Annotated in this window: 32 protein-coding genes; 28 read left to right on the forward strand and 4 right to left on the reverse strand. The window is 60.3% G+C overall.

Annotated features, from left to right (window positions below):
- The first annotated feature begins 25 nt into the window (after positions 1 to 25).
- A complete protein-coding gene (locus tag ACZZ0Q_RS13090; RefSeq protein ID WP_463542013.1) occupies positions 26 to 385 on the forward strand; it encodes a hypothetical protein in 360 nt (119 codons plus the stop codon).
- A gap of 774 nt (positions 386 to 1,159) precedes the next feature.
- On the opposite strand, the gene arsN2 is transcribed toward ACZZ0Q_RS13090, so the two are convergent.
- Positions 1,160 to 1,645: an arsenic resistance N-acetyltransferase ArsN2 gene (arsN2, locus tag ACZZ0Q_RS13095; protein ID WP_463560646.1), complete on the reverse strand. Its 486-nt coding sequence runs from the start codon at positions 1,643 to 1,645 to the stop codon at positions 1,160 to 1,162.
- A gap of 108 nt (positions 1,646 to 1,753) precedes the next feature.
- On the opposite strand from arsN2, the gene ACZZ0Q_RS13100 reads away from it, so the two are divergent.
- Genes ACZZ0Q_RS13100 through arsH form a run of 4 tightly spaced genes read left to right on the forward strand, consistent with a single transcriptional unit; the run spans position 1,754 to position 4,665 of the window.
- Entirely contained in the window at positions 1,754 to 2,110 is a 357-nt protein-coding gene (locus ACZZ0Q_RS13100; RefSeq protein ID WP_463542011.1) for a metalloregulator ArsR/SmtB family transcription factor, read from the forward strand.
- A gap of 25 nt (positions 2,111 to 2,135) precedes the next feature.
- The gene (locus ACZZ0Q_RS13105; protein WP_463542010.1) at positions 2,136 to 3,419 is read left to right on the forward strand and encodes an arsenic transporter; all 1,284 of its coding nucleotides are present in this window, start codon (positions 2,136 to 2,138) and stop codon (positions 3,417 to 3,419) included.
- A 15-nt stretch (positions 3,420 to 3,434) separates the two neighbouring features.
- Positions 3,435 to 3,905, forward strand: coding sequence for an arsenate reductase ArsC (locus ACZZ0Q_RS13110; RefSeq protein ID WP_463542009.1), 471 nt, complete (start codon positions 3,435 to 3,437; stop codon positions 3,903 to 3,905).
- A 46-nt stretch (positions 3,906 to 3,951) separates the two neighbouring features.
- Positions 3,952 to 4,665, forward strand: a complete 714-nt coding sequence (gene arsH, locus ACZZ0Q_RS13115; RefSeq protein WP_463560648.1) for an arsenical resistance protein ArsH — start codon at positions 3,952 to 3,954, stop codon at positions 4,663 to 4,665.
- Between the two features lie 173 nt (positions 4,666 to 4,838).
- Here arsH and ACZZ0Q_RS13120 read toward each other — a convergent pair whose 3' ends face one another.
- Positions 4,839 to 5,207, reverse strand: a complete 369-nt coding sequence (locus ACZZ0Q_RS13120) for a response regulator (RefSeq protein ID WP_463542008.1) — start codon at positions 5,205 to 5,207, stop codon at positions 4,839 to 4,841.
- A gap of 177 nt (positions 5,208 to 5,384) precedes the next feature.
- Between ACZZ0Q_RS13120 and ACZZ0Q_RS13125 the strand changes: the two genes are divergently transcribed.
- Positions 5,385 to 5,633: a hypothetical protein gene (locus ACZZ0Q_RS13125; protein WP_463542007.1), complete on the forward strand. Its 249-nt coding sequence runs from the start codon at positions 5,385 to 5,387 to the stop codon at positions 5,631 to 5,633.
- An 873-nt stretch (positions 5,634 to 6,506) separates the two neighbouring features.
- On the opposite strand, the gene ACZZ0Q_RS13130 is transcribed toward ACZZ0Q_RS13125, so the two are convergent.
- Together ACZZ0Q_RS13130 and ACZZ0Q_RS13135 are read right to left on the reverse strand one after the other, a co-directional pair.
- Entirely contained in the window at positions 6,507 to 7,559 is a 1,053-nt protein-coding gene (locus ACZZ0Q_RS13130) for a phage portal protein (RefSeq protein ID WP_463542006.1), read from the reverse strand.
- A complete protein-coding gene (locus ACZZ0Q_RS13135; protein WP_463542005.1) occupies positions 7,556 to 9,316 on the reverse strand; it encodes a terminase ATPase subunit family protein in 1,761 nt (586 codons plus the stop codon). The genes ACZZ0Q_RS13130 and ACZZ0Q_RS13135 overlap by 4 nt, the downstream gene beginning before the upstream one ends.
- A gap of 153 nt (positions 9,317 to 9,469) precedes the next feature.
- Here ACZZ0Q_RS13135 and ACZZ0Q_RS13140 point away from each other — a divergent pair, with 153 nt between their 5' ends.
- The 22 genes from ACZZ0Q_RS13140 (at position 9,470) to ACZZ0Q_RS13245 (ending at position 23,014) form a co-directional block, all read left to right on the forward strand.
- Complete coding sequence (locus ACZZ0Q_RS13140; RefSeq protein ID WP_463560650.1) at positions 9,470 to 10,312, forward strand: GPO family capsid scaffolding protein; 843 nt, start codon at positions 9,470 to 9,472, stop codon at positions 10,310 to 10,312.
- Between the two features lie 37 nt (positions 10,313 to 10,349).
- On the forward strand, positions 10,350 to 11,357 hold the full coding sequence (locus ACZZ0Q_RS13145) for a phage major capsid protein, P2 family (protein ID WP_463542004.1): 1,008 nt from the start codon (positions 10,350 to 10,352) through the stop codon (positions 11,355 to 11,357).
- Between the two features lie 3 nt (positions 11,358 to 11,360).
- Positions 11,361 to 12,071, forward strand: coding sequence for a phage terminase small subunit (gene gpM, locus ACZZ0Q_RS13150; protein ID WP_463560651.1), 711 nt, complete (start codon positions 11,361 to 11,363; stop codon positions 12,069 to 12,071).
- A gap of 106 nt (positions 12,072 to 12,177) precedes the next feature.
- Positions 12,178 to 12,642, forward strand: coding sequence for a head completion/stabilization protein (locus ACZZ0Q_RS13155; protein WP_463542002.1), 465 nt, complete (start codon positions 12,178 to 12,180; stop codon positions 12,640 to 12,642).
- Positions 12,642 to 12,851, forward strand: a complete 210-nt coding sequence (locus ACZZ0Q_RS13160; protein WP_463560653.1) for a tail protein X — start codon at positions 12,642 to 12,644, stop codon at positions 12,849 to 12,851. Before ACZZ0Q_RS13155 ends, ACZZ0Q_RS13160 begins: the two co-directional genes overlap by 1 nt.
- On the forward strand, positions 12,842 to 13,345 hold the full coding sequence (locus ACZZ0Q_RS13165) for a hypothetical protein (protein WP_463542001.1): 504 nt from the start codon (positions 12,842 to 12,844) through the stop codon (positions 13,343 to 13,345). Before ACZZ0Q_RS13160 ends, ACZZ0Q_RS13165 begins: the two co-directional genes overlap by 10 nt.
- Positions 13,329 to 13,652 (forward strand): phage holin, lambda family, encoded by a 324-nt coding sequence (locus tag ACZZ0Q_RS13170; protein ID WP_463560655.1) that lies wholly within the window; start codon positions 13,329 to 13,331, stop codon positions 13,650 to 13,652. Before ACZZ0Q_RS13165 ends, ACZZ0Q_RS13170 begins: the two co-directional genes overlap by 17 nt.
- Positions 13,649 to 14,491: an N-acetylmuramidase domain-containing protein gene (locus ACZZ0Q_RS13175; protein ID WP_463542000.1), complete on the forward strand. Its 843-nt coding sequence runs from the start codon at positions 13,649 to 13,651 to the stop codon at positions 14,489 to 14,491. Before ACZZ0Q_RS13170 ends, ACZZ0Q_RS13175 begins: the two co-directional genes overlap by 4 nt.
- Positions 14,488 to 14,694 carry a hypothetical protein gene (locus ACZZ0Q_RS13180; protein ID WP_463541999.1) on the forward strand — a complete coding sequence of 69 codons (207 nt, stop codon included), beginning with the start codon at positions 14,488 to 14,490 and terminating at the stop codon, positions 14,692 to 14,694. Before ACZZ0Q_RS13175 ends, ACZZ0Q_RS13180 begins: the two co-directional genes overlap by 4 nt.
- Complete coding sequence (lysB, locus tag ACZZ0Q_RS13185; protein ID WP_463541998.1) at positions 14,691 to 15,122, forward strand: Rz-like lysis system protein LysB; 432 nt, start codon at positions 14,691 to 14,693, stop codon at positions 15,120 to 15,122. Before ACZZ0Q_RS13180 ends, lysB begins: the two co-directional genes overlap by 4 nt.
- Positions 15,010 to 15,240 (forward strand): Rz1-like lysis system protein LysC, encoded by a 231-nt coding sequence (lysC, locus tag ACZZ0Q_RS13190; protein ID WP_463541997.1) that lies wholly within the window; start codon positions 15,010 to 15,012, stop codon positions 15,238 to 15,240. Before lysB ends, lysC begins: the two co-directional genes overlap by 113 nt.
- Positions 15,237 to 15,647, forward strand: a complete 411-nt coding sequence (locus tag ACZZ0Q_RS13195) for a phage tail protein (RefSeq protein ID WP_463541996.1) — start codon at positions 15,237 to 15,239, stop codon at positions 15,645 to 15,647. Before lysC ends, ACZZ0Q_RS13195 begins: the two co-directional genes overlap by 4 nt.
- Complete coding sequence (locus tag ACZZ0Q_RS13200) at positions 15,644 to 16,096, forward strand: phage virion morphogenesis protein (RefSeq protein WP_463541995.1); 453 nt, start codon at positions 15,644 to 15,646, stop codon at positions 16,094 to 16,096. Before ACZZ0Q_RS13195 ends, ACZZ0Q_RS13200 begins: the two co-directional genes overlap by 4 nt.
- A gap of 74 nt (positions 16,097 to 16,170) precedes the next feature.
- Positions 16,171 to 16,743 (forward strand): phage baseplate assembly protein V, encoded by a 573-nt coding sequence (locus tag ACZZ0Q_RS13205; protein ID WP_463541994.1) that lies wholly within the window; start codon positions 16,171 to 16,173, stop codon positions 16,741 to 16,743.
- On the forward strand, positions 16,740 to 17,093 hold the full coding sequence (locus ACZZ0Q_RS13210) for a GPW/gp25 family protein (protein WP_463541993.1): 354 nt from the start codon (positions 16,740 to 16,742) through the stop codon (positions 17,091 to 17,093). Before ACZZ0Q_RS13205 ends, ACZZ0Q_RS13210 begins: the two co-directional genes overlap by 4 nt.
- Entirely contained in the window at positions 17,090 to 18,001 is a 912-nt protein-coding gene (locus tag ACZZ0Q_RS13215; protein WP_463541992.1) for a baseplate J/gp47 family protein, read from the forward strand. The genes ACZZ0Q_RS13210 and ACZZ0Q_RS13215 overlap by 4 nt, the downstream gene beginning before the upstream one ends.
- Positions 18,001 to 18,618: a phage tail protein I gene (locus ACZZ0Q_RS13220; protein WP_463541991.1), complete on the forward strand. Its 618-nt coding sequence runs from the start codon at positions 18,001 to 18,003 to the stop codon at positions 18,616 to 18,618. The genes ACZZ0Q_RS13215 and ACZZ0Q_RS13220 overlap by 1 nt, the downstream gene beginning before the upstream one ends.
- Positions 18,615 to 19,706 carry a phage tail protein gene (locus ACZZ0Q_RS13225; protein ID WP_463541990.1) on the forward strand — a complete coding sequence of 364 codons (1,092 nt, stop codon included), beginning with the start codon at positions 18,615 to 18,617 and terminating at the stop codon, positions 19,704 to 19,706. Before ACZZ0Q_RS13220 ends, ACZZ0Q_RS13225 begins: the two co-directional genes overlap by 4 nt.
- The gene (locus ACZZ0Q_RS13230) at positions 19,703 to 20,485 is read left to right on the forward strand and encodes a hypothetical protein (protein ID WP_463560656.1); all 783 of its coding nucleotides are present in this window, start codon (positions 19,703 to 19,705) and stop codon (positions 20,483 to 20,485) included. Before ACZZ0Q_RS13225 ends, ACZZ0Q_RS13230 begins: the two co-directional genes overlap by 4 nt.
- Positions 20,482 to 21,105 (forward strand): phage tail protein, encoded by a 624-nt coding sequence (locus ACZZ0Q_RS13235; RefSeq protein WP_463541988.1) that lies wholly within the window; start codon positions 20,482 to 20,484, stop codon positions 21,103 to 21,105. Before ACZZ0Q_RS13230 ends, ACZZ0Q_RS13235 begins: the two co-directional genes overlap by 4 nt.
- Before the next feature lie 156 nt (positions 21,106 to 21,261).
- Positions 21,262 to 22,452 (forward strand): phage tail sheath protein, encoded by a 1,191-nt coding sequence (locus tag ACZZ0Q_RS13240; protein WP_463541987.1) that lies wholly within the window; start codon positions 21,262 to 21,264, stop codon positions 22,450 to 22,452.
- A 46-nt stretch (positions 22,453 to 22,498) separates the two neighbouring features.
- Positions 22,499 to 23,014 carry a phage major tail tube protein gene (locus ACZZ0Q_RS13245; RefSeq protein ID WP_463541986.1) on the forward strand — a complete coding sequence of 172 codons (516 nt, stop codon included), beginning with the start codon at positions 22,499 to 22,501 and terminating at the stop codon, positions 23,012 to 23,014.
- Positions 23,015 to 23,023 lie beyond the last annotated feature (9 nt).

A 23,023-nucleotide genomic window follows, 5' to 3' on the forward strand; every position in this document is an offset into this window, starting at 1 on the left:
CCCGGCAAACCAGAGGGAACTGCAGATGAAGATCAAGGGAACACTGAGCGTATTGTTCGTTTTGCCCGTGCTGGCCACACTCGCCGGCTGCCTGCCGCAAAACACACAAACCCAAGGCCTGAACAACGTACAAACGGCCAACGGACCGTGCGCACCAAACACCACGGCCGACTTGATTTCGACCGGCCGTAGCCTGCTGGCCATCACCAACTCGGTATTGGAAACCCAGCAAAACCTCGGCGGCAGCTCCGCCGGTTACGCTCAGCGCGTGCAGGCTGCAGAACATGCGCAAAAGGTGGATCAAGGCAACAAGGTGCTCGACAACGTGGAGTCCCTGACAGGCGGCCCGAGCACCGGCTGCGCGCCAACCAGCGCCTCTCGCTAAGCGAAAACGCTGGCATAAAAAAGCCCCGCATTAAGCGGGGCTTTTGTTTTATCAGATGGCGGAGGCGGTGAGATTCGAACTCATGTCTTCAAACATTGAGAGGCTGGAGGCCGCATTCCGTGTGGCGACAGCAAGCTTCGCACGTCAATTTCTGTTCCCAGAGTGTTCCCATCGGGAAAGAGCGCACCACTCAAAAAAGGCCCTTTTGAGGGTGTCATGCCGTTTTATGTTGACCCCTAAAAAATGGGTTAGGGAGGTTAGCGAGTGCCGAAACAACGAAATATCCTAGTGAATTCAATCAGTTACAGCACACGAAAAAGGTAAGTTTTAGGTGATTTATAGGTTAGCGGCTTACCTCAACAGGTAGAGATTAACTGGCGCAACACAGCCCTTTAAAATCAATGACTTACAGAAAAATCACCTTTCGCCTAACCTAAAATCACCTACCGAAGTCAGGCATCAAAGCCAGCAAATACGCGGCTTGTAGAGCTTTTTTCCATCCAATCTTAAAAAATCACCTCCTTTGAACACCCCCTCCCAAACTGGGCGTTTTTCCTTATCGAAACGTTGACGAATGCAGTTGAAAAACACCCCACCCTTGCAGGGTTTCGCAGGGTTTCGAGACTCCTGAGCCCTCCTGAAGCACAACGCCGGGGCTGCACTGATGGCTCCGCAGGGGTGCAGAAAAAACGCCCTATTTAGCCCGGGGGCGTGGCGGGGGGACGAGCGCGCGCGCCGGGGTAAAAACGTTTTTGACGGGGGATCGACGGCCCTCTAGCAAACTGCGCCGGGTAACGCTTTGTGCAGGTAACAAGCCGAACCTGGACAGAGCCCCCTGAATTGCTCAGTCCGAGAAATAAGGAGAGGTTCGGAACCGCGCTCACTCGCTTCATAGCCTAAGCGCTCGAAAAAGCCCGACGCAGTGGTCGTGAGCAAATGCAGCCGAGCAATTCCCTCCTTGGCCGCTATAGCTTCAATCAGCTGAAGCACCTCCCCCCCGACTCCTTTCGACCTGTGGGTCGCCTCGACGACCAAAGATCGCAGCAGACCATCAGCGCCGTGCTGTTCAAACCCTCCCCATCCGACCGTTTCACTGCCCCGCAGGAACGCAAAGAAGGTGCGCCCCGGCAGCTCGATATCGTCAATTGGCAGATTTGCAGCACTCAACGCGCTGCGAAAACGCTGCCATTGCACGCCTGCAATTGGCACTGCATGAATTGTCACGAGGCTCTCCATATCTCTCCCTTGAACACAATGCATTCAGCGCCTCCTTGGTGACAGGCGGTCTAGGCAAAACCATATTCACTTTACCGAATATCCGTTAACCCATATATTCGCCGTTCCATATGTGGATGGCCCGGAGGATCTATGACAGAGCCCATGACACCTACAGTATTGTTTAAGTGCCTGGCTGACGACACGCGCGCAAAAATCACCTTACTCGTCGTGGCTGAGGGAGAACTGTGTGTCTGCGAACTTACCGCCGCCCTCGTGTTAAGCCAGCCCAAAATCTCTCGTCACCTGGCGTTACTTCGCTCTGCCGGTTTGCTGATGGATCGCCGCCAAGGTCAGTGGGTTTACTACCGACTGCATCCCGAGTTGCCCGCGTGGGTGGCCGGCGTTTTAAAGGACGTTGTGGACGCCAATCAGCACTGGCTTCAGACGGAAGCCAAGCGTTTGTGCAGCATGGATGGTCGTCCTCGCAGTCGAGCGGTCTGCAACTGATTCAGGTCCTAACGGGATTAGAGAAATGCTTATTGCCGTACTCATCTTTATCGCAACTATTGTCCTGGTCATTTGGCAGCCTAGAGGCCTAGGTGTGGGCTGGAGCGCGAGCTTCGGCGCTGTCCTTGCCCTGCTCACCGGCGTCGTCTCGCCGAGTGACATACCCGAGGTTTGGCACATCGTCTGGAATGCCACGGCGACGTTTATCGCGGTAATCATCATCAGCCTTGTGCTCGATGAAGCCGGGTTCTTCGAATGGGCGGCGCTGCATGTTGCGCGTTGGGGGAAAGGCAGCACGCGCAAGCTATTCGCTTTTATCATCCTGCTCGGCGCCGCTGTGTCGGCACTATTCGCGAATGACGGTGCAGCCTTGATTCTCACGCCCATCGTGATTGCGATGCTGCTAGCACTGCGATTTTCCCCCGCCGCAACATTGGCGTTCGTCATGGCGGCAGGATTCATTGCCGATACCGCGAGCCTGCCCTTGGTGGTATCGAACCTGGTAAACATCGTTTCTGCTGACTACTTCAACATTGGTTTCAGCGAGTACGCGTCCGTCATGGTGCCGGTGAATCTAGTTAGCGTAGCGGCGACGCTCGGCATGCTGATGTGGTTCTTCCGCAAGGAATTACCCAGAACCTACGACATTGAACAACTGCATTACCCGGAAGAAGCCATCCGCGACCGCCCCACGTTCATCGCCGGTTGGTGGATCCTTGCGTTGCTGTTGGTGGGTTTCTTCGTCATTGAGCCATTGGGTGTTCCGATAAGCGCTGTAGCGGCGGTCTGTGCGGCCATCCTGTATGTGATCGCAGCTCGTGGTCATGCCATCGACACCGGCAAAGTGCTCAAAGGCGCCCCATGGCAGGTAGTGGTTTTCTCTTTGGGGATGTACCTGGTCATCTACGGGTTAAAAAACGCGGGCCTGACGGATCACATTGCGCAAACTCTCAACGTATTCGCGGGCCACGGCATCTGGGGAGCTTCACTCGGCACCGGGCTTCTGACCGCGTTCCTTTCCTCGATCATGAACAACATGCCAACCGTTCTGGTAGGCGCCCTGTCTATTCACGCCTCTGGAGTCGAAGGCGTCGTCCAGCAAGCCATGGTGTACGCCAACATCATCGGCTGTGACCTGGGCCCGAAGATCACACCTATTGGCAGCTTAGCCACCTTGTTGTGGCTGCACGTGCTAGCCAAGAAGGACATCAAGATCAGCTGGGGTTACTACTTCAAAACCGGGATCGTGCTGACCTTGCCTATCCTTGTCGTCACCCTCTGCGCCCTAGCTATACGCCTCAGTTTCTGAATTAAGGATCGCCTGATGAAAGTCTTATTCATGTGCACACACAACAGCTGCCGCAGCATCCTTTCCGAGGGGCTGTTCAACCATCTGGCTCCTCAAGGAGTCGAGGCGGTCAGCTCAGGAAGCTTTCCAAGTGGCCGTGTTAATCCACGGGCGCTACAAACTCTGGAGGCAGCGGGCATCGCTACGGCCGGCCTGAGCAGCAAAGCGTCTGACGCTTTTGAAGGCTCGCCTCCCGATATCGTGATTACCGTCTGTGATCGGGCTGCGGGTGAAGCATGCCCCATCTTTTTCGGGCCCGCGCTGAAGGCGCATTGGGGCTTGGCCGACCCTTCAGAATGCTCAGGATCGGAGGCTGAAATTACAGCCGCGTTTGAAGCCACGCTCGCCAAAATTCGTGAACGCGTAAGTGCTTTTCTTGAGCTGCCGCTGAAGACCATGGGTGCTGACGAACTTAAAGCGCAATTGAACCGTATCGGTACGCTTTGACGCTCAACAAAGGCGATGTCCGCGCGGCATCGCAGTAGGAGTAAATATGCAAGATACCTTGCCAAACGTGCATGCCGACCTAGTAGACATTCCATCGTTGGAGCAGTTGGAGCCGCACACACGGTCACTGCACAAGCCTCGAATTCTTCTTCTGTATGGATCCACGCGAGAGCGCTCATTTAGCCGTCTAGTGACTCAGGAGGCAGCTCGCTTACTGGAAGAGTTTGGAGCCGAAACCAGAGTGTTCGATCCCTCTGGGCTCCCCCTACCGGACGACGCTCCTGACACCCACCCAAAGGTCACGGAATTGCGCGATCTTATGCAATGGTCTGAGGGCCAAGTGTGGTGTTCCCCGGAGCGCCACGGCTCCATGAGTGCGGTGTTCAAAGCTCAGATTGACTGGGTTCCCTTAGCTATAGGCGCCGTACGACCCACCCAAGGCAAGACGCTCGCGGTGATGCAGGTCTGCGGAGGCTCGCAATCGTTCAACGTAGTCAATCAGCTGCGTGTGCTGGGTAGATGGATGCGGATGTTCACCATCCCCAACCAGTCCTCTGTTGCCAAGGCATTTACCGAATTCGACGAGGCCGGCCGAATGAAACCGTCCTCGTACTACGACCGTCTCGTGGACGTGATGGAGGAGCTGATGAAGTTCACGCTGCTGTTACGTGATCGTCAGGATTACCTGGTTGACCGTTATTCCGAGCGTAAGGAGACCGCTGAAGAGCTATCCAAGCGGGTAAACCAGCGTTCCATTTAACGCATTCCCACTCCGAGGCTTCCTGGTATGAGTCAGATCCTCCCCCAGCCAATCATTGATCTGTAGGAGGTTTGCCTGCTCAGGCTCCAGCTCGTTGACTGCCCAAACCGCAGGCCGCATCTCGGATCGATCCGAACCCGCCCGCGTGGCGGTGATGCTTAGGCACTCGCCCTTTAATTAGCCCCGTTAGCTGATAACGCATCCTCAACAACGGTTAGAAGCGTGTCCAATGCCCAAGGCTTAGGCAGGAAAGTCACGTTCTTAGGAAGGTCCGAGATGCCTACTTGGGTGTAACCCGAAGAGACAAGTATTGGAAGGGTTGGCCAACGATTATGGATCAGGCGTGAAAGGTCCCAACCGTCCAACTTGCCCGGCATGCGGACGTCCGTGATGACCATCGCAAAAGGTAGGTGTTCAAGGATGATCACAGCCTCGTCTGCGGAACTGCATGCTGTCACGTCCACATCCAACAGTGTCATCGCCTCGATGATCATAAATCGCAGATTGTCGTCATCCTCAACGACCAAGATTCTTGGCTGCATAGCTGTGCTCTGTCGACGTTAGATAAATCCGGCCCTTCGCAATTCACCAGCGCAGATGCCGAAGTACTTCGTGATCACGCTGCTCATGTTGCAGCGACGAAGATGTGAGCCCAGATGGCCCGTTAACATCACGATAATGGCTAAAGTAATGCTTAACTCAGGGAGGATGGGGCGGTCATGTTTTCCACGATTACATATACTCGTTCCGGCGAGAAGCGCACGGCGGAGATTTGCACGAAGCGAGTCCCCAATTTTCTCGCCGTCCAGTTCGTTGTTGTTGTCCAAGAGATGGAAAGCGATGAAGTCCCGATCTCGGAAACCGATAACTTCCGGCTTGAACAACTTTTGCTCGCGATGGACATTGTTATTCTGGACGTATCGCCAAATCTCGGCGCGGGAAAACAGCGTCCACTACTTGGTCAGTGATTGACGTATCCACGCATTCCACTAAGGGCCACCGTCCACTGATGTCTTTAAATTCAGATGGGGGAGCGGTCGTCACGATGTAGAGACGGCGGTCGGGGCCCTCACCCACTATGATGCACTTGATAGCACTTCCCTCAGGAACTTCATGCCATTTGGAAAGCCGTCTGCTTTGTAAGTTGCTTCCGCCAACTGCTTGATTGAAACGCGTGGCCATCACCAGCCCCGGGACTGGTCCAAGAAAATCCCAGTCTCCAGCCTGAACGGTGGATAAACGAGCCCAGCCCCCATACGGCCCGAGCCCTGGTTCTTTCTTCCTTCTCCCCCAGTTGATCCATTCGAGTTGGACATCCCCGCTAATTAGGACGGGAACACGCGCAACGGGAGAAACAAAGTTCACTTTGCCCAGCTTCCCGTTTTTATAAACTTCCAGCCCTTCGCACATGACCTATCCCTGTTCAAAAGCTTCTGCAGTTTTGACCAGCGTCGGAAGGACTCATTCCAAATTTTTAGCCTAAGAATTGGCTTTGCAACCGCGTTACTCATTCAGTCAGCGGCTTCGATACGCGACGTCTTTAACGAACTCGCTTCACACCCAAGTGTCTCACTCCATGCGCCTCCATTGAGGAAGCGCACTGGGCGACCGCGTGAGGGTTGAGCTGATGGATTTCTCGAATGATCTTGTTCGATTGGTCGACGCCCGCAAAGCTGCGAGTCGAGCGATGGATGCCTTTTTCATGGGGAAAAGTCATCCGTTGAGCAACCGCAATTGCCGGGAGTACGTACGCCTCACGCAGCGCTATCTCGCGGCAGTAAGAGAAGAAACGGCGGCGCGAACTTGCCTGGCACCAACGGTGACTTTTCTAGATTGGCACCCTACGCAGGGACTTCATACGGCCGGAAGCGAATCACCTCTTCCCCCAGCCAATCATTGATCTGTAGTAGCCGCGCCTGCTCAGGCTCCAGCTCGTTCACAGCCCAAACCTCAGCCGCATCGCGGATTGATCCGAACCCGCCAGCGTTCTGCGGCACCACACCCATGAGCTGCGGCGGGATGCGCAACATCGCCAATTGGTCGTCGCGGCTGATGTTTTTAATGGTGCCGAAGTCGTCCTTCGCGGCCACTTCGCTGATGGGGATCAGTTGCAGGCCGTCTTTCTTCCCGCCCGGGGCATACATGAACAGGTTGCGGAAATTGCCGGGACCTTTGCTGTTACGCATTGCGGTGCGCAGATCGGACACGAAGTCTTCATTGCCGGCCGGGTCGGTCATATACAGGATGAAGCCGGCATGGCTACCGTTCTGGTAATACTTGCGGCGAAAGAGCGTCGAGGCTTCGTTGAGCAGCGCGCTTTGCAACGCCGGCAGCCATTCGGGTAGGCCGTAGATCTCCTGGTTGATGTCCGCCACGCGCAGGTGGCAGATGCTGCCGCGCTTGAATTCGTGCTCGTCGCGCCAGCCACGCACCTGGTAATACGTCTCCAGATCCACACCACGGCGCACGTACTTGGCCAGACAAGGTTGCAAGCCGATGGCCTGCCTGAGCATGTTGTCGCGCTTCTCCAGGTACAGGTTGCCGGACCAGCCGAGGTCCATGGCGATCTGCTCGAACGCTTGGCGGCTTAGCAAACGATGGGGAATGAAAGTGCGGGCCAGCGCGTTTCGTTTGAAGATGAGGCCCGACTGCAAATACACGCTCGCCTTCGAGGACTTGGCCAGCCCTTCCATCGAGACGGGTGGCTCGTACCAGCGGCCGTTTGCCCAGCATTCCAGGTAGTCGAGAATGTCCCGCCCATCGAGCACCGGCGCCGGGTCGCCAAAACTGAAAGCGACCGACTCACCGCCGCCCTTTTGAACCAGGAGCTCGCCTTCCACTTCACCCGCTGGCGGCATGGTTGCCACCTGGTGGCGTTTGCGGTTTTTGCTCATGTAAAAATCTCCATGATGCCGGTATTGGCCTTGGTCTGGCCTTCGAGCGGCTCGTTGTGCAGGGCGTGGAAAAGCGCCCACGCCAGATCGGCGTGGCCGGTGTTGTCGTTGCGGCCGGCGGTGTAGGTGAACTGGCGCCCGCCCGGGGTGATGGTTTTGCGAATGGCCATGAGGGACTGCGCCACGTCGGTCCAACCAGCGTCGAACTCAAGCCGCCCTTTGTTCACCACGTCCCAAGCTTTCATCACCAGACGGGTCTTAACCTCGGGGTTGTAGGTGAATGTCTTCAGCGCGGGGAAGAACTGGCGGACGAGCTGGGCCACGGCGCTGCCTAAGCCCGTGGTGTCGATACCGATATAGGTGACGTTGTAGCGGCGGGTGACCTGCCGGATGGTTTCGGACTGACTGTTAAAGTCCATGCCACGGAACTGGTGGCGCTCCAGGACACGAAATTTACCGCCTGGCACGAGCGGTGGCGCCACCACGACCAGCCCCGCCGAGTCGCCGCTCTCCGCAGGATCGTAGCCAACCCAGACTTGGCGCTCGCCGAACGGCCGCGCATGGAACGGGCGAAAGTCTTCAGCCCATTCGGTCCAGCTGTCCACCATGCAGGGCTGCAACAGGGCCAGCGGAAAGATGCTCGCGCCGTCGTCGACGAATTGGCACATGAGCAGGTTTTGGAACGCCGCCGCATCGTACTCACGGCGCAACTCGTCGATGTCGAATAGGTCGCAGCCACGCTGCTCCGCGTCGAGGATCGTAACGATCTGGCGCCAGATGTTGTCCTCGCAAAACCGCCCTTGCTGCAACGCGCTGTGGCTCACGTCCAGCTTGACCTGCTGTGCCGTCGGCTTGCCCTTGTTGAACCGCTCACCCGTCCAAAAGGTGTAGGCCTCGTGCGCCATCGAGCTGGGCGTAGAGAAATAGGTCCGGCGGTATTTTTTCTGCATCGCCATGCCGCTGGCGACCTTGTTCAGCTCCTGGAACTTGTAGGTCCAGAAGAATTCGTCGAAGTAGAAATTGCCGTGATAGCCCTGCGCGGTGCGGGCGTTTGTGCCGAGGAAATGCAGCTCGGCGCCATTCCCCAAAATGATCGGGTCGCCGGATACATCAACGCCTGCAACGTCACGCGCGAAGGCCTGGATATAGGCCTTGAAGATATGCGCCTGCGCCTTGCTCGCGGACAGGAAAATCTGGTTGCGGCCGGTGGTCAGCGCATCGAGCAGCGCCTCGCGTGCAAAGTAGAACGTCGCACCGATTTGCCGGCTTTTGAGGATCACCCGGGTGCGCTGTTCACCCGCTCGATACCAGTCTTTTTGATACCCAAAACTCTCATCAAGAAACGCCTCAAGCAGTTTCTCGATCTGTTCCTCTGTGAACTCGTTTCGCTTCGGCTTACGCTTTGGCCCAGCGTTGCGCTTTTCCAGTTCGGGGTTGAGCTCGGTTTCCGTGCCACCATCCTGGAAGCGCTGTATGCGGGCTTGCCGCTCCAACTGACGGCCCAGCAGGTCGATCTCTTTGTAGTCCGCGCCGCTCTTCGGATCCTTGAGAATCAGTTGAACAAGCCGGGCCTCGGTTGCCGCCTGGATGCGTTCCAAAGGCGTCGCGCGGTCCCAGTCGTCCCGGGCTTTCCAGCTATGGAGAGTCTTTTCCTTTTCGCCGGTCAGCTCGGCGATTTCGCACACGCGAAAGCCCTGCCAATACAGGTGCTTGGCGTGGCGGCGGGGATCGGTGGGTAGATCGACGATGGAATTCATGGCGCCGATGCTGCCGCTCGCACGCGCGAGCCCCTATCGCCAAGCCCTGTAGCGCGCCCCGCTACATCCTCAGCGCGTTGCCGCGCCCCGCCGCGCTGCCGACCATGCCCTCAACGCAACGGCACTGCCGCCACCGCATTGAGGATTGCCCGCATGACCACCCCCGCCAAGAAATTCCGCTCCAAGTGGTTTCGTGTTGCCGTAGAAGGCGCCACCACCGACGGCCGCAACATTGAGCGCTCCTGGATTGAGCAGATGGCCGCCCAATACAGCCCCAACACCTACGGCGCCCGCATCAACTGTGAACACATCAAATGGTCGCTGCCGGGTGGCGAATTCGGCGCCTATGGCGACGTGCTTGCCTGTAAGGCCGAAGAGGTCGAGATCAACGGCACCAAGAAGCTGGCGCTGTTCGCTCAGTTGGAGCCGAACGAAGCCTTGCTGGCCCTGAACAAACAAAACCAGAAGGTCTACACCTCCGTCGAAATCAACCCCAAGTTTGCCGACACCGGCAAGGCATACCTGGTTGGCCTGGCGGTAACTGACACTCCAGCCAGCCTCGGCACCGAAGCGCTCCAGTTCAGCGCTCAGCACGGGACCTTGGCGAATCGCAAACAGGACAAAGACAACCTGTTCAGCGCCGCTGAAGAGTCGGTGCTCGAATTCGAGGAAGTCACCGAGCCCGAGAACAAGGCCCTCGGCCTGTTCAACCGGGTGATGGATGCCCTCGGCAAAAACAAGGAAAAAAACGTCAAGGATGACGCCCAGTTCTCCGAGCTCACCCAGGCCGTGGAGGCACTTGCCACCCATGCCAAGGAGCAAGGCGAAGCCTTCGCCAAAGAGCAGAAGGATCACCAAGAGCTGTTCACCAAGGTCACCACGCTGGAAGGCGAGCTGACCGCCCTGGTGAAGCGTCTCGGCGATACCGAGGACCACAGCCAGCAACAACGCCCCCGGGTTTCCGGTGGAAACGGCCAGGCCCTGACCACCTACTGACACCTCGCGAAGTCCGCACCAATCGGAGAAATACCCCATGCGTAAAGAAACCCGCCTAGCGTTTAACGCTCTGGCCGTGCAGATCGCTCTGCTCAACTCTGTGCCAAGCGCAGCGGAGAAATTCAACGTCGAACCGAGCGTTCAGCAAAATCTGGAAGTGGCCATTCAGGAGTCCGACGGCTTCCTGACCCGCATCAACATCATCGGCGTAACCGAGCAAAGCGGCGAAGCGTTGCTGCTGGGCGTAAACGGCCCAATTGCCAGCCGCACCGATACCAGCGCCGGCGGCCGTCGCAACCCGTCCAACGTAACCACGCTGACCAAAGACGAATACGTCTGCAAAAAAACCAACTACGACACGTCGTTCCCTTATGCGCTGCTCGATGCATGGGCGAAGTTCCCCGACTTCCAAGTCAAGCTGTCGAAAGCCATCGCCCTGCGCCAAGCCTTGGACCGCATCATGGTTGGCTTCAACGGCACCTCCGCCGCAGCCAACACCAACCGCGCCACCAACCCGCTCGGCCAAGACGTCAACATTGGCTGGTTGGAGAAAATCCGCACCAAAGCACCGGACCGCGTACTCGACTCCGGCGTAACTGCTGGCAAGGTCAGCATCGGCGCCAATGGCGACTACAAAAACCTCGACGGCCTCGTCTTCGACGCGGTGCAAATGCTGGATCCGTGGCACCGCAGCCGCCCGGACTTGGTAGTGCTCATCTCTCGCAACCTGATGCACGACAAGCTGCTGACGGCGGTAGAGAAAGGTGCTGCCTCCAACCAGGAAGAGAACGCTGCGCAGGAAATTACCGCCCGTGCACGCGTTGGCGGGTTGCCCATCGTCGACGCGCCGTTCTTCCCAGACAACACGGTGTTGGTCACTACCCTCGCCAACCTGTCGATCTATTGGCAGGAAAGCGGCCGCCGCCGTCACCTGAAAGACGAACCCGAATACGACCGCATCGCGGACTACCAGTCGTCCAACGACGCCTATGTGGTCGAGGACTTCGGCCTCGCTGCGCTGGTCGAAAACATCGAGGTCGCGTAAGCCATGGGACTGACCCTTGCCCAAGCCAACCAGCAGCGCAAACGCGCTGCCATGGAGGCAGCTATGACCGCACCGGCCGCCCTGATGGAGGGCGCCACAGGTTATGAAGTGCAAATGGCCCAGCTTCACCAGGACCAACTGCGCCTCAGCAATCTGCAATCCACCGAAGCCAAAGCGGCGCTCAAGGTCGAACTGTTGCCGCAGTACGCGCCATACATTGAGGGGGTGCTGTCAGCAGGCAAGGGCGCACAGGACGACGTAGTCGTCACCACCATGCTTTGGCGCTTTGACGCAGGCGACTTCGCTGGCGGTCTGGACGTCGCTGCCTACGTTCTACAGTACGGCCTGAAAATGCCGGATCGCTTTAACCGCTCCACCGGCTGCGTGGTGGCCGAGGAAGTGGCGGAAGCCGCGCTCAAAGCGCTCAAGCCCGACGGCGGCAGCTTCGATCCGGTGATTCTGGAGCGCGCTCGCGTATTGACCGCCGAGCACGACATGCCTGATCAGGCGCGCGCCAAGTTGTTTCTGGCCATTGGCAAAACCGCCCTCAAGTCCGTTAACCCCGAGCAGATTGACGGCCCGGCCGTGGAGCGTTTGAACGCAGCGAAAGTTGCACTCACGCGCGCCATCGAGCTGCACGACGCCTGCGGTGGCAAAACCGACCTGGGCAACGTCGAGCGCCTTCTCAAAAAACACGCTGGCCCTGCCAGCTAACCGAGCGGTCCCCCGCAACCCCGGCGGCTCGGGGCTGATCAGCAGGCCTCACTCCTTGGCCTCGCTGTGACGCCCCGACCACCGCCGACTTTCACGAGTGATAGGCATGAGCGGATTCGTAGCCGGCGGCACACCAAATGACGCCTACCCGATCAGCAATGCGGATTTTTGGCCGGAGATCGATGGCCAGAAATTGCGCGCCGCGATGCGTATCGACTCAAGCGTCACTGACGCACGCCTTGAGGTGGCCACCGTCAACGCCATGATCGAGGCCAACCGCGAGCTCGCTGGCTATCGCGCGAAGCGCCAGGCCGAAGGCTTCGCCACCTTGGCGGCCGTGCCCAGCGAAATGATCAAAGGCGAAAGCCAACAGGTTCATCTGTACCGCCGCGTCATTTACACCGGCGCGTTAGCCGAGCTGATCGAGCGTTACAACAGCTTCGACGCGACCAACAGCGGCGAGCAAAAAGTCACCGAGGAAGTGAGCAGCCCGGACCAGTTACGGCGCGACGCACGCAAGGCGCTGCGGACTATTTTGGGCATCAGCCACGCCACCGTGGAGCTGCTGTAGTGGCCACCGTGATCGCCTCGCAGGGTGACACCGTAGACAGCCTCTGCTGGCACTACTACGGCCGCACCGCTGGCGTCACCGAAGCAGTGCTCGATGCCAATCCAGGCTTGGCCGACTTCGGCCCAATCATTCCCCACGGCACCCCGGTCACTCTGCCGGAAGCCGCCCCCCAACCTGAACAACGCCAAGTGGTGAACCTATGGGATTGAATCAAGACACGGCCGTCGTCTTCCTCGCGCTCTACAAGGCACGCGGCAAACTCTTCAACTGGATGATCCGTTTGTGGACCCGCTCCAAATACAGCCATTGCGAGCTGGTAATGCCCGACGGCCGCTGGCTTTCGGCGAGCGCAATGGACGGTGGCGTCCGCGCGAAGAACGTCGATTTTGACCCGGACCATTGGGACCTGATCCCTATGCCTTGGGCGAGCGTTCCGCTCATTGAGCAACTGTTCGCCAAGCACAAAGGCAAGGGCTACGACTGGCTCGGCATCGTGCTTTCCCAATTCTTGCCGCTCGCCATCGACAACAAAACCCGCATGTTTTGCAGCGAGTTCTGCGCGGCCGGCTTGGGCCTGTCGGAAGCGGCCCCTCGCTTCAGTCCGGTTCTGCTGAGTGAGGTGGTGCGGCGCATCAACCAGTTGCCGCTTGAACAGCCCACCTACGCGCGTGCGCAGGGTGAAAGGAATGAAGCGAATGCCTGACCGTCCCGAAACGTGGGCCTGGTTCGCCGCCTGGCTGGAGCAAAACTTCCCAGCGCTGTACGCCGGCGGCCTCGCCTTGATGGTGGCGGCTTGGCGAATCATTTACACCGGTGGCCGCGTGCGCCAGATCGCTATGGAGGCCCCTCTCTGCGGCCTGCTCGGCGTGGGCGTGCACTACGGCGCCGAATTCATCGGTGCCCCCGCCAGCGCGGGCACTTTCTTCGCGTGCGTGGTCGGGTTGCTGGGCGTCGAGACCAGCCGTGCGGCTGCAAAACACGCTTTGGAAAAGAAGGTTGAACAGCTATGAGCGAAGCACTCCGCCTCGGTTCTAAAGGTATGGGGGTTCGCCGCCTCCAGGAGCAACTAAACGCCACCGGCGCCAAGCTGCTGGCCGACGGCGACTTCGGCGACACCACTGAACAAGCCGTCCGCGCATTCCAGCGAAAGGCTGGCCTGGTCGTCGACGGTGCTGCGGGATCCAAGACGCTGGCCGCGCTTTCCGGGGCTGACTGTCGCAACCTGCTGGCGAATGCAGCGTTAGTGAAAGGCGCGGAACGTCTTGGCGTCGAGCTGGCTGTTATCTATGCCGTGAACGAAGTCGAAAGCCTCGGCGAAGGGTTCCTCGCGAACGGGAAACCGAAAATCCTGTTCGAGCGGCACGTCATGTTTGAGCGCCTGTCGCTAGCCCGATCCGCAGACGACGACCGAGCCGCATTAGAAAGACACGCCGCAGAGCTGGCCGCGCAGTTTCCCTCCGTCGTGAGCACCAAGCCCGGCGGTTATGTCGGCGGTGTTGGCGAACACCAACGCCTGGCACAGGCCCGAATGATTGATGCGCGTTGCGCAAACGAGTCGGCCAGTTGGGGCGCATTCCAAATCATGGGCTACCACGCCGAGCGCCTTGGCTACCCCAGCGTCGACGAGTTCGTTTTGCTGATGAGCAAGGACGAAAACCAGCAGTTCGAGGCCTTCGTTCGGTTCATCGAAGCGGACCCGGCTCTGCACAAGGCGTTGAAGGCGAAAAAGTGGCAGGCCTTCGCCAAGGGCTACAACGGCCCGGGCTACGCCCGAAACCTTTACGACGTGAAGCTTGAGCGTGCCTACGAACGCCACGCCAAATGCGGCTGCGGCCAGGTGGCGGCATGAGCGTCGCCGGTAAAGCGCGGCGCTTGGAGCTTCGAGATGGGGACGTCGTGTGCGTGCCCGCCGATACCGACGAAGAAACGTTCGAGGCCTTCGCCAAGGAGCTCATCAGTTCGCGACCAGATGTCCGACTGACCGTGGTGCTAGGGGACGTCCATTCGCTGGACGAGGCGTCCATGAATGCCGCCGGCTGGCACCGCAAATGAGCCCGCTACGTCAGGCGCTGTATGGCGGTGCGCTACTCGCTGCTCTCGCGCTATTGCTCTGGACCCAGCACCTGCGCACGGCCAATGAAGAAGCCGCAGCCGCGCTCGCTGCCCAGCAGCAGCGCGAAGCGGAAGAGCGCATTGAGCGCGATGCCAACACCATCACCAGCCTGCGCGATTCACTCAGCGATGAGCGAGATGCGCAGGTAGGCCTGCAACTGGCCGGCCAGGATCTGCGCCGCGAGCTGGACGTGCGCAAGCAACAAATCAAGGAGCTGAAACGTGAAAACACTGAACTACGCGAATGGGCTGACGTTGAGTTGCCTGCTGCTGCTCGGCGCCTGCGCGAGCGCCCCGCCATCACCGGAGCGGCAAATTATCGTAAGTGGTTGTCCGGTCGTAACGCCGTGCACATTGAGCGCAACTAAGCCCGACAAAAACGGGGAGCTTCTCGACGACCAGGATGCCACGGAGGCGGACTGGGCCAGCTGCGCCGCCAAGGTCGATATGGTCTACCAGGAGCAACAGAAGGCGGCGGCCCAATGAACAAACCCAACAGCCTGCGCGAACACTTGCTGGCGTCGCTTGCCGAACTCAAACACAACCCCGACCGCCTGTTGATCTTCATCGACAGCGGTACGGTTCGCTGTACCGCCGCGACCGGTCTGTCGTTTGAATACGGCTACACCTTGCAGGTAATCCTTACCGACTTTGCAGGGCACCCGGACAGCGTTTTTGTGCCTCTGCTCGCCTGGCTGCGGCGTCAACAGCCGGAGCTGCTGACGAACCTGGAGCGCGGCAAAGATGCCATAGGCTTCGAGGCTGACGTCCTGGACGGGGGCAAAGTTGATATGGCCCTGAGCCTGCCGCTCACCGAGCGAGTGATCGTCAAGCGCAACGCCGACGACACACTCGACATCAACCACCCCGACGAGCCGGACTTCGATCTGTGAGCGATAACCTGCAAGCGCTGGAAGAATGGGCAGGCCTTTTACTAGCCAAGCTTTCACCTGGTGAACAACGGAAACTCAGCTCAGAGCTGGGCCGCAAATTGCGCCGCAACCAACAGCAGCGCATCGCAGCTCAGCGAAACCCGGACGGCACCCCATACGCCACCCGCAAGCCCCGCAAATTGCGAGGCAAAGTCGGTCGGATCAAGCGGCAAATGTTCAGCAAGCTGCGCCAAGCCAAACACCTAAAGCTGCGCAGCAGCGCCGCTGGCATTACCCTCGGTTTTGCCGGCCGGGTGTCCCGCATTGCACGCGTTCACCAATTCGGACTACGCGACCGCCCCGCGCGAGGCCAAGCCGACGTGCAATATGAGCGCCGTGAGCTGCTGGGCTTTTCCGAGGCGGATATCGAAATGATCCGCGACCATATCCTCGACCATCTCGCCGGTTAATCCGACCCTGTAGCGCGCCCCGCTCCAGCCCTCAAAAAGTGCGCCCCGCGCGCGTGAGCCCCAACATTGGGGGCATGAACAGTCTCGCCGAACTTGCCCGCCTCATTGAGAACCTGGTCCGCCTCGGCACCGTTGCCGACGTACAGGTCGAGCCGCCGCGCGTGCGGGTGAAAAGCGGGAACGTCACGAGCTCCTGGGTGCCATGGCTCGCCCTTCGTGCCGGATCCTCGAAAGAATGGGACCCGCCCACCATCGGTGAACAAGCCGTCCTGCTCAGCCCGTCAGGCCTACTCACGCAAGGCGTGGCTTTGGTCGGTCTGTTCAGCGACGCCAACCCAGCGAATGGCGACCGCGAAGGCCTGCACCGCCGTACCTACGCCGACGGGGCAGTTGTGGAATATGACTTCGTTTCCCACGTCCTGCGCGCGACGCTTCCAGCGGGCGGCGTAACGCACCTGGTCAGCACTGGCGGCATCCACATAGAGGGTTCGATCACCCACAAGGGCGACTACACCCAAGAAGGCAACCAGCAAATAACGGGGCTGGTCACTGTCAGCGATGACGTAGTCGCCGCAGGCATCAGCCTGGTAAGCCACACGCACGGTGGTGTCCAGTTCGGTAATAGCCAAACCGGGAGCCCGCAATGATCGGCATGAGCTCGAAAACGGGCCGGACGGTGACCGGCAGCGCCCATCTGGCGCAGTCGATTGCCGACATCCTTACCACCCCCATCGGCAGCCGCGTAATGCGTCGTGAATACGGCAGCTACCTGGTGGATCTGATCGACGCCCCATTCAACAACGCCACGCGCTTGCAGGCCTACGCAGCAGTGGCGATGGCCCTCATGCGCTGGGAGCCGCGGATCCGCCTCAACAGCGTGAAGCTTACCCAGGGCGAGGTCGCCGGCCAGGCGATTCTGGACGTCGAGGGTACGCGCACAGACACCAACGAAGCGCTCAGCCTGCGCGTGCCGCTGAGCATGGGGGCCGCTGCATGACCGTCACCTTTACGCCCATCGATCTCAACCAGCTACCGCCGCCAAGTGTGGTCGAACAAATCGACTACGAGGCGATCCTGTCCGAGCGCAAAGCCTACGCGGTCAGTCTCTGGCCAGCCGGCCAACAGGCCGAAGTTGCGGCAACGCTGGCGCTTGAATCGGAACCGCTGACCAAACTGCTCCAGGAGAGCGCATACCGCGAAACGTTGCTGCGCCAACGCGTCAACGAGGCATCGCTTGCCGTATTGCTGGCGTTCGCCAAGGGTGCGGATCTGGAGCAGATCGGTGCGCGCTTCAACGTCTCGCGCCTGGTAATCACACCAGCGGATGACACCGTTGTTCCGCCCGTGGCGGCGGTCATGGAACTGGACGACGCGCTGCGCGAGCGGATCCAGATGGCAATGGAAGGCCTGTCTGTCGCGGGGCCTCGCAATGCCTATATTTTTCACGCCCGCAGTGCGGACGGCCGAGTTGCAGACGCCACGGCACACAGCCCGGCGCCGGCCGAGGTTGTCGTCACCGTGCAGAGCGCACTGGGCAATGGCGCCGCCTCGCCGGAAGAGTTGGCCGCAGTGCTGGCCTACCTCAGCGATGAAGACCGCCGCCCGTTGGCAGACCGGCTGACGGTGCAAAGCGCGGAGGTATTGCCCTACACCGTGCAGGCAGTCCTCCACCTACTCAATTCCGGCCCGGAGAGCGAACCCATTCGCGCAGCCGCCGAAAAACGCCTGGCTGCGTTGGTTGGAAAACGCCGGCGCCTTGGCCAGGAAGTGAACCGTTCGGCGCTTGACGCAGCCATGCACATCGAAGGCGTGAAACGCGTAGACCTGGTCGGTTGGGTCGATATCGTCGCGACCCTGGAACAGGCGCCGTACTGCACCGGCTACACCGTCGGGGTGGCTGAGTAATGGCCGCCCGCCTTTTGCCAAGCAACGCTACGGAGCTTGAGCGTCTTGCTGCTCAGGCCTTGGCGCAGATCGAGCGCGTGCCGGTCCCGCTGCGGGATTTATGGAATCCAGACACCTGCCCGGTTGACCTGCTGCCGTATCTCGCGTGGGCGTTTTCGGTAGACCGCTGGTCTCAGGCCTGGCCGGAAAGCGCCAAGCGGCAGGCCATCAAATCGGCGTACTTCATCCATGCCCACAAGGGAACCATCGGCGCGCTGCGGCGGGTGGTGGAGCCCCTCGGCTACCTGATCGAGGTGCAGGAATGGTGGGAAGAGGCGCCGCTCGGCGTCCCCGGCACGTTTCGGCTGCTGATTGGCGTGCTCGACACCGGCATCACCGAGGCCATGTACCAGGAGCTGAGCTGGCTGATCGATGACGCCAAGCCACTCAGCCGCCACCTGGTTGGCTTAGCCGTGGGCCTGGAGGTTCGCGGCAACCTCCACGTCGGCGCGGCCGGCCTGACCGGTGAAGTCACGACTGTTTACCTATACGAACCCGGCCCGATTGAAGTCGGAGCCCCCGCCGTACTGTTTGGCGGCGCCGCCCATATCATCGAAACCACGAGCGTTTACCAATGAGCCAAACCTATTTCGCACTGCTCACGGCCATCGGCGAAGCCAAGCTTGCCAACGCCACCGCGTTGGGCACCCCGTTGCAAATCAGCCGTATGGCCGTCGGCGACGGGAACGGCGCCCTGCCCAACCCCACCCGCACGCAAACGGCTCTGGTACGCGAAACGTACCGCGCAGATCTCAACAGCCTGATCGTCGACCCGCTTAACACCAGCCAGATCATCGCCGAGCTCGTGATCCCCGAATCTGAGGGCGGCTACTGGCTTCGGGAGATGGGTTTGTATGACGACGTGGGGGACTTGATCGCCGTCGCCAACTGTCCGCCAAGCTACAAACCGGTAGTGGCGGAAGGCTCTGGCAAGACCCAAGTCATGCGCATGGTGCTCATCGTTTCCAGCACCGCCGCCGTGCAACTGAAGATCGACCCGTCGGTAGTGTTGGCCACCCGCGCCTATGCGGACGCGATCATGGTCAACCATCTAGCGGGCGCCGACCCGCACCCGCAGTACACCACCGAGGCCGAAGTCCAAGCGATGATCGCTGCCGGAATCAACGCCATGGACGGCAAACAAAGCGTGCAGTACACGACCGTCGCCAACATCAACCTCAGCGGGTTGGCCGTTCAGGCTGGGGGCGATTGGACGGTGGCACTTACTGCCGGCACACGCGTCCTGGTCAAAGACAAAACCGACCCGAAGGACAACGGTCTTTGGATCGCAGCGGCCGGCGCCTGGACCCGCGCTATCGACGCCGACTCGAACAGCGAAGTAACCCCCGGCCTGCTGGTTACGGTTGAGCGCGGCAACGCGAACGCCGATAGCACCTGGCTTCTCGTCACCGACGGTCCAATCGTCCTCGGCACCACCGGACTGGTCTTCGAGCTCGTTGCCGGCCAGTCAGGCATCGCGGCCGGCACGTACCGCAGCGTGACGGTAAACAAACGAGGGCAAGTGGTCAGCGGAACAAACCCGACAACCCTCGCTGGATACGGCATCACTGACGCGTTTCCAGCGGACCGCATTGTGATTTCCACCGCAGCGCCTACGCCCGCCGATGGCGTGGTGGGCACCATCTGGCTGCAGGTGGAAACATGAATTTCCACGCTAAAACCCCGGCTGGGCAAAAGGCTGGCGTCATGCCGAGCGCCAAGATGGCCGACGGTTGGCGTAACGGGGAGGTGCTTTGGGTAAAGGTCGCCGCCGACACTTGGAAGCGCTCCTGGCGCCGCCGCATCGTCTACACGAACCTCGCCGACCTGGCTGACGCCAGCATCTATTCGCTGATGGGCTCGCCCACCAAGCCGCGCGAGTACGTGTTCATCAACAAAGCGGTGCTTCGCGGCGTCTCTGCGGCCGCGCTACGAACCGGCGTATTTCCAGCGGGCTCGACGCTCCTGGTAATCAACGAGGGATACATCAAGGGCGCAGGTGGTGCCGGTGGCGCCGCCGCCGAAGGTCAGCCAGGTGGAACCGGCTTACTTCTGGAATTTGCGACCACGCTGGATAACTCACGCGGCTACATCCAGGGCGGCGGTGGTGGTGGTGGTCTTGGCCAGCACCGCAGCATTCGTTCAGGTGGCGGCGCGAAGATGGTGTACGGCGGCGCCGGTGGCGCAGGCGAAGGCGTAAGCGCTGCCGTTGCCGGCGCCGGTGGCTCGTCATACCCGGGGGATGGTGCTGGCGGTACAGGCGGTGCTGGCGGAGCTGCTGGCGTAGCCGGGGCAGCGGGCAGTGTCGGATGGTCGAACACCACCTATTCCACGTCAGGCCCTTGGGCCGGTGGCGCACCTGGTGCAGCAATTATTTCGGGGGGAAACGTGTTCACGTTCGCCGCCGGCAATTCCACAGACCGCGTTAAAGGAGTCGTGTCTTGAGCAATTTTGAAGTCCTTTCTGTATCCACAGCCCTCGGGACAATGGTCATCGACTGGGGGAACGTAACCCTCAACCACTACATTCCAGGCGACCTGCTGAGCGCTGAGAACCTTTCAGCCGCTCAGCTGGAGGAACGTATCGAAGCGATGCGACCAGCGGCGGCCGAACCTATCGAAGTCCCCGCCGCGCTGATCGCCTTGGTTAAGCCAGAGCCGGTCATTGCGCCGGAGATTCGCCTGTGCGCGCTGATTGACGCGGCCGCCGACATGGCCCGCGCCAAGGTTGCTGGCGATCCGTTGCGCGCCGTCGAATACGACCGCGCACGCGTAGAAGCTGAGGCCTTTGCCGCTGCCGGCTTCCAAGGCGAACCGCCGCGCACTGTCGCTGCGTGGGCCATTAACGGGCGCACACCACAACAGGCGGCCGAAAGCATCCTCGCCGAGGCAGCTGCATACACCGAGGCGCTTTATGTTCTTCGCGAAACGCGTCTCCAAGCCAAAGAGCTCATCCGCATCGCGCTCGCCGCTGGCAATACCGAACAAGCTGAGGACATCGCCGCCGAGACCGTTGCGGCCATTGAGGCGTCTGTCGCCGGCATCGGTAACAACACCGGCGCTTAACCGTTTTCCTGGGGAGGATTGCCTCGCATCTGCGGGGCTTTTTTATGCCTGCCCTGTAGCGTGCCCCGCTACACCGCCCACCGCTCGCGCCGCTTGCGCGCGCGCGTCACCCTCAAGGCTCACTGAACTGGCACCACGCCCACCAGGAGCTGCCCAATGGCCACCGATTACCATCACGGCGTCCGCGTCCTCGAAATCAACGAGGGCATCCGACCCATTCGCACCATCGCCACCGCCGTGGTGGGCATGGTCTGCACCGGCAGCGATGCCGATGAAGCCACCTTCCCACTCAATAAGCCGGTCCTGCTGACCGACGTGCTCACCGCATCCGGCAAAGCAGGCAAGCTGGGCACCCTCGCCCGCAGCCTGGACGCCATCGCCGACCAGGCCAGCCCCGTCACCGTCGTGGTACGCGTAGAGGACGGCGTCGGCGCCGATGCGTCAGCGAAAGAGGCCGACCAAACCTCCAAGATCATCGGCGGCGTTACAGCCCAAGGCCACTACACGGGTCTCAAAGCGTTGCTGGCGGCGGAAGTGCAGCTCGGTGTGCGCCCGCGCATTCTCGGCGTACCTGGACTGGATAACCTCGCCGTCACCACCGAGCTGGCTGCCATCGCCGAGAAAATGCGCGCCTTCGCTTACGCCAGCGTCTGGAACTGTCAAACCGTTGCCGAGGCCACCGCTTACCGCGAGGGGTTTGGCTCGCGTGAACTGATGCTGATCTGGCCCGACTTCGTGAACTGGGACACCGCAACCAACAGCAACGCGCCCGCGTCTGCCGTAGCGCGTGCTTTGGGCTTGCGCGCCAAAATCGACGAACAGATCGGCTGGCACAAAACCCTTTCCAACGTGCCGGTCAACGGCGTGTCGGGCCTGTCGAAGGACATTTTCTGGGATCTGCAAAACCCAGCCACCGACGCCGGCCTGTTGAACGCCGCCGACGTCACCACCCTGATCCGTCGCGAAGGCTTCCGCTTTTGGGGCAACCGCACCACCAGCGCCGACCCGCTGTTCGCCTTCGAGAACTACACCCGCACCGCTCAAGTGCTCGCTGACACCATGGCCGAGGCGCATTTTTGGGCCGTGGACAAACCCATGCATGGCAGCCTGGTGAAAGACATCGTCGCAGGCGTTAACGCGAAATTCCGCGAGCTGAAAAACGGCGGCTACATCATCGACGGCCAGTGCTGGTACGACCCCGCCGCCAACGACGCCACCACTCTCAAGGCTGGCAAGTTGTTCCTGGACTACGACTACACCCCGGTGCCGCCGCTGGAGAACCTGCTGTTCCGCCAGCGCATCACTGACCGCTATCTGATGACCTTCGCCGACACCGTCAAGGCCTAACCCATTCACCTGCGCGGCCTCGGCCGCGCCGTAGGAGAGCACCACCATGGCGCTGCCCAAAAAGCTCAAGCACATGAACCTGTTCAACGACGGCAACAGCTACCAGGGCGTAGCCAAGTCCGTCACCTTGCCGAACCTGGCCCGCAAGATGGAGGCCTTCCGAGGCGGTGGCATGGACGGCCCGGTCAAAGTCGACCTCGGACACAGCGACGACGGCATCGAGCTCAAATTCACGCTGGGCGGCTGGGATCTAACCGTCATGCGCCAGTACGGCACGGTACGCGCTGACGGCGTTCCCTTGCGCTTTGCCGGCTCGGTTCAGCGCGATGACACCGGCGAGATCAGCGCCGTCGAGATAACGGTTCGTGGCCGACATGAAGAAATTGGCTTCGGCGACGCGGCCCCTGGTGAAGACACCGAGCACGAAATCACCACCACCTGCACCTACTACAAGCTGACGGTAGATAGCGTCGACATCGTCGAGGTCGATCTCCTGAACTTCGTGTTCATCGTCGACGGCGTCGATCTGCTCGCCAAGCATCGGCAAAACATCGGCCTGTAACGCAGGCAT

It is taken from the genome of Pseudomonas sp. AC070, from assembly GCF_979258635.1.

Excerpts from the sequence above, each read along its gene's own strand:
- ACZZ0Q_RS13175 (WP_463542000.1), top strand. The coding sequence starts at position 13,649 with ATGAGCGAAGCACTCCGCCTCGGTTCTAAAGGTATGGGGGTTCGCCGC.
- lysB (WP_463541998.1), top strand. The coding sequence starts at position 14,691 with ATGAGCCCGCTACGTCAGGCGCTGTATGGCGGTGCGCTACTCGCTGCT.
- ACZZ0Q_RS13155 (WP_463542002.1), top strand. The coding sequence starts at position 12,178 with ATGAGCGGATTCGTAGCCGGCGGCACACCAAATGACGCCTACCCGATC.
- ACZZ0Q_RS13125 (WP_463542007.1), top strand. The coding sequence starts at position 5,385 with ATGTTTTCCACGATTACATATACTCGTTCCGGCGAGAAGCGCACGGCG.
- ACZZ0Q_RS13170 (WP_463560655.1), top strand. The coding sequence starts at position 13,329 with ATGAAGCGAATGCCTGACCGTCCCGAAACGTGGGCCTGGTTCGCCGCC.
- ACZZ0Q_RS13090 (WP_463542013.1), top strand. The coding sequence starts at position 26 with ATGAAGATCAAGGGAACACTGAGCGTATTGTTCGTTTTGCCCGTGCTG.
- ACZZ0Q_RS13105 (WP_463542010.1), top strand. The coding sequence starts at position 2,136 with ATGCTTATTGCCGTACTCATCTTTATCGCAACTATTGTCCTGGTCATT.
- arsN2 (WP_463560646.1), bottom strand. The coding sequence starts at position 1,645 with ATGCATTGTGTTCAAGGGAGAGATATGGAGAGCCTCGTGACAATTCAT.
- ACZZ0Q_RS13135 (WP_463542005.1), bottom strand. The coding sequence starts at position 9,316 with ATGAATTCCATCGTCGATCTACCCACCGATCCCCGCCGCCACGCCAAG.
- ACZZ0Q_RS13245 (WP_463541986.1), top strand. The coding sequence starts at position 22,499 with ATGGCGCTGCCCAAAAAGCTCAAGCACATGAACCTGTTCAACGACGGC.
- ACZZ0Q_RS13195 (WP_463541996.1), top strand. The coding sequence starts at position 15,237 with ATGAACAAACCCAACAGCCTGCGCGAACACTTGCTGGCGTCGCTTGCC.
- ACZZ0Q_RS13140 (WP_463560650.1), top strand. The coding sequence starts at position 9,470 with ATGACCACCCCCGCCAAGAAATTCCGCTCCAAGTGGTTTCGTGTTGCC.
- ACZZ0Q_RS13220 (WP_463541991.1), top strand. The coding sequence starts at position 18,001 with ATGGCCGCCCGCCTTTTGCCAAGCAACGCTACGGAGCTTGAGCGTCTT.
- ACZZ0Q_RS13145 (WP_463542004.1), top strand. The coding sequence starts at position 10,350 with ATGCGTAAAGAAACCCGCCTAGCGTTTAACGCTCTGGCCGTGCAGATC.
- ACZZ0Q_RS13240 (WP_463541987.1), top strand. The coding sequence starts at position 21,262 with ATGGCCACCGATTACCATCACGGCGTCCGCGTCCTCGAAATCAACGAG.
- ACZZ0Q_RS13130 (WP_463542006.1), bottom strand. The coding sequence starts at position 7,559 with ATGAGCAAAAACCGCAAACGCCACCAGGTGGCAACCATGCCGCCAGCG.
- ACZZ0Q_RS13180 (WP_463541999.1), top strand. The coding sequence starts at position 14,488 with ATGAGCGTCGCCGGTAAAGCGCGGCGCTTGGAGCTTCGAGATGGGGAC.
- arsH (WP_463560648.1), top strand. The coding sequence starts at position 3,952 with ATGCAAGATACCTTGCCAAACGTGCATGCCGACCTAGTAGACATTCCA.
- ACZZ0Q_RS13225 (WP_463541990.1), top strand. The coding sequence starts at position 18,615 with ATGAGCCAAACCTATTTCGCACTGCTCACGGCCATCGGCGAAGCCAAG.
- ACZZ0Q_RS13210 (WP_463541993.1), top strand. The coding sequence starts at position 16,740 with ATGATCGGCATGAGCTCGAAAACGGGCCGGACGGTGACCGGCAGCGCC.
- ACZZ0Q_RS13230 (WP_463560656.1), top strand. The coding sequence starts at position 19,703 with ATGAATTTCCACGCTAAAACCCCGGCTGGGCAAAAGGCTGGCGTCATG.
- ACZZ0Q_RS13205 (WP_463541994.1), top strand. The coding sequence starts at position 16,171 with ATGAACAGTCTCGCCGAACTTGCCCGCCTCATTGAGAACCTGGTCCGC.
- ACZZ0Q_RS13215 (WP_463541992.1), top strand. The coding sequence starts at position 17,090 with ATGACCGTCACCTTTACGCCCATCGATCTCAACCAGCTACCGCCGCCA.
- ACZZ0Q_RS13110 (WP_463542009.1), top strand. The coding sequence starts at position 3,435 with ATGAAAGTCTTATTCATGTGCACACACAACAGCTGCCGCAGCATCCTT.
- ACZZ0Q_RS13165 (WP_463542001.1), top strand. The coding sequence starts at position 12,842 with ATGGGATTGAATCAAGACACGGCCGTCGTCTTCCTCGCGCTCTACAAG.
- ACZZ0Q_RS13120 (WP_463542008.1), bottom strand. The coding sequence starts at position 5,207 with ATGCAGCCAAGAATCTTGGTCGTTGAGGATGACGACAATCTGCGATTT.
- gpM (WP_463560651.1), top strand. The coding sequence starts at position 11,361 with ATGGGACTGACCCTTGCCCAAGCCAACCAGCAGCGCAAACGCGCTGCC.
- ACZZ0Q_RS13100 (WP_463542011.1), top strand. The coding sequence starts at position 1,754 with ATGACAGAGCCCATGACACCTACAGTATTGTTTAAGTGCCTGGCTGAC.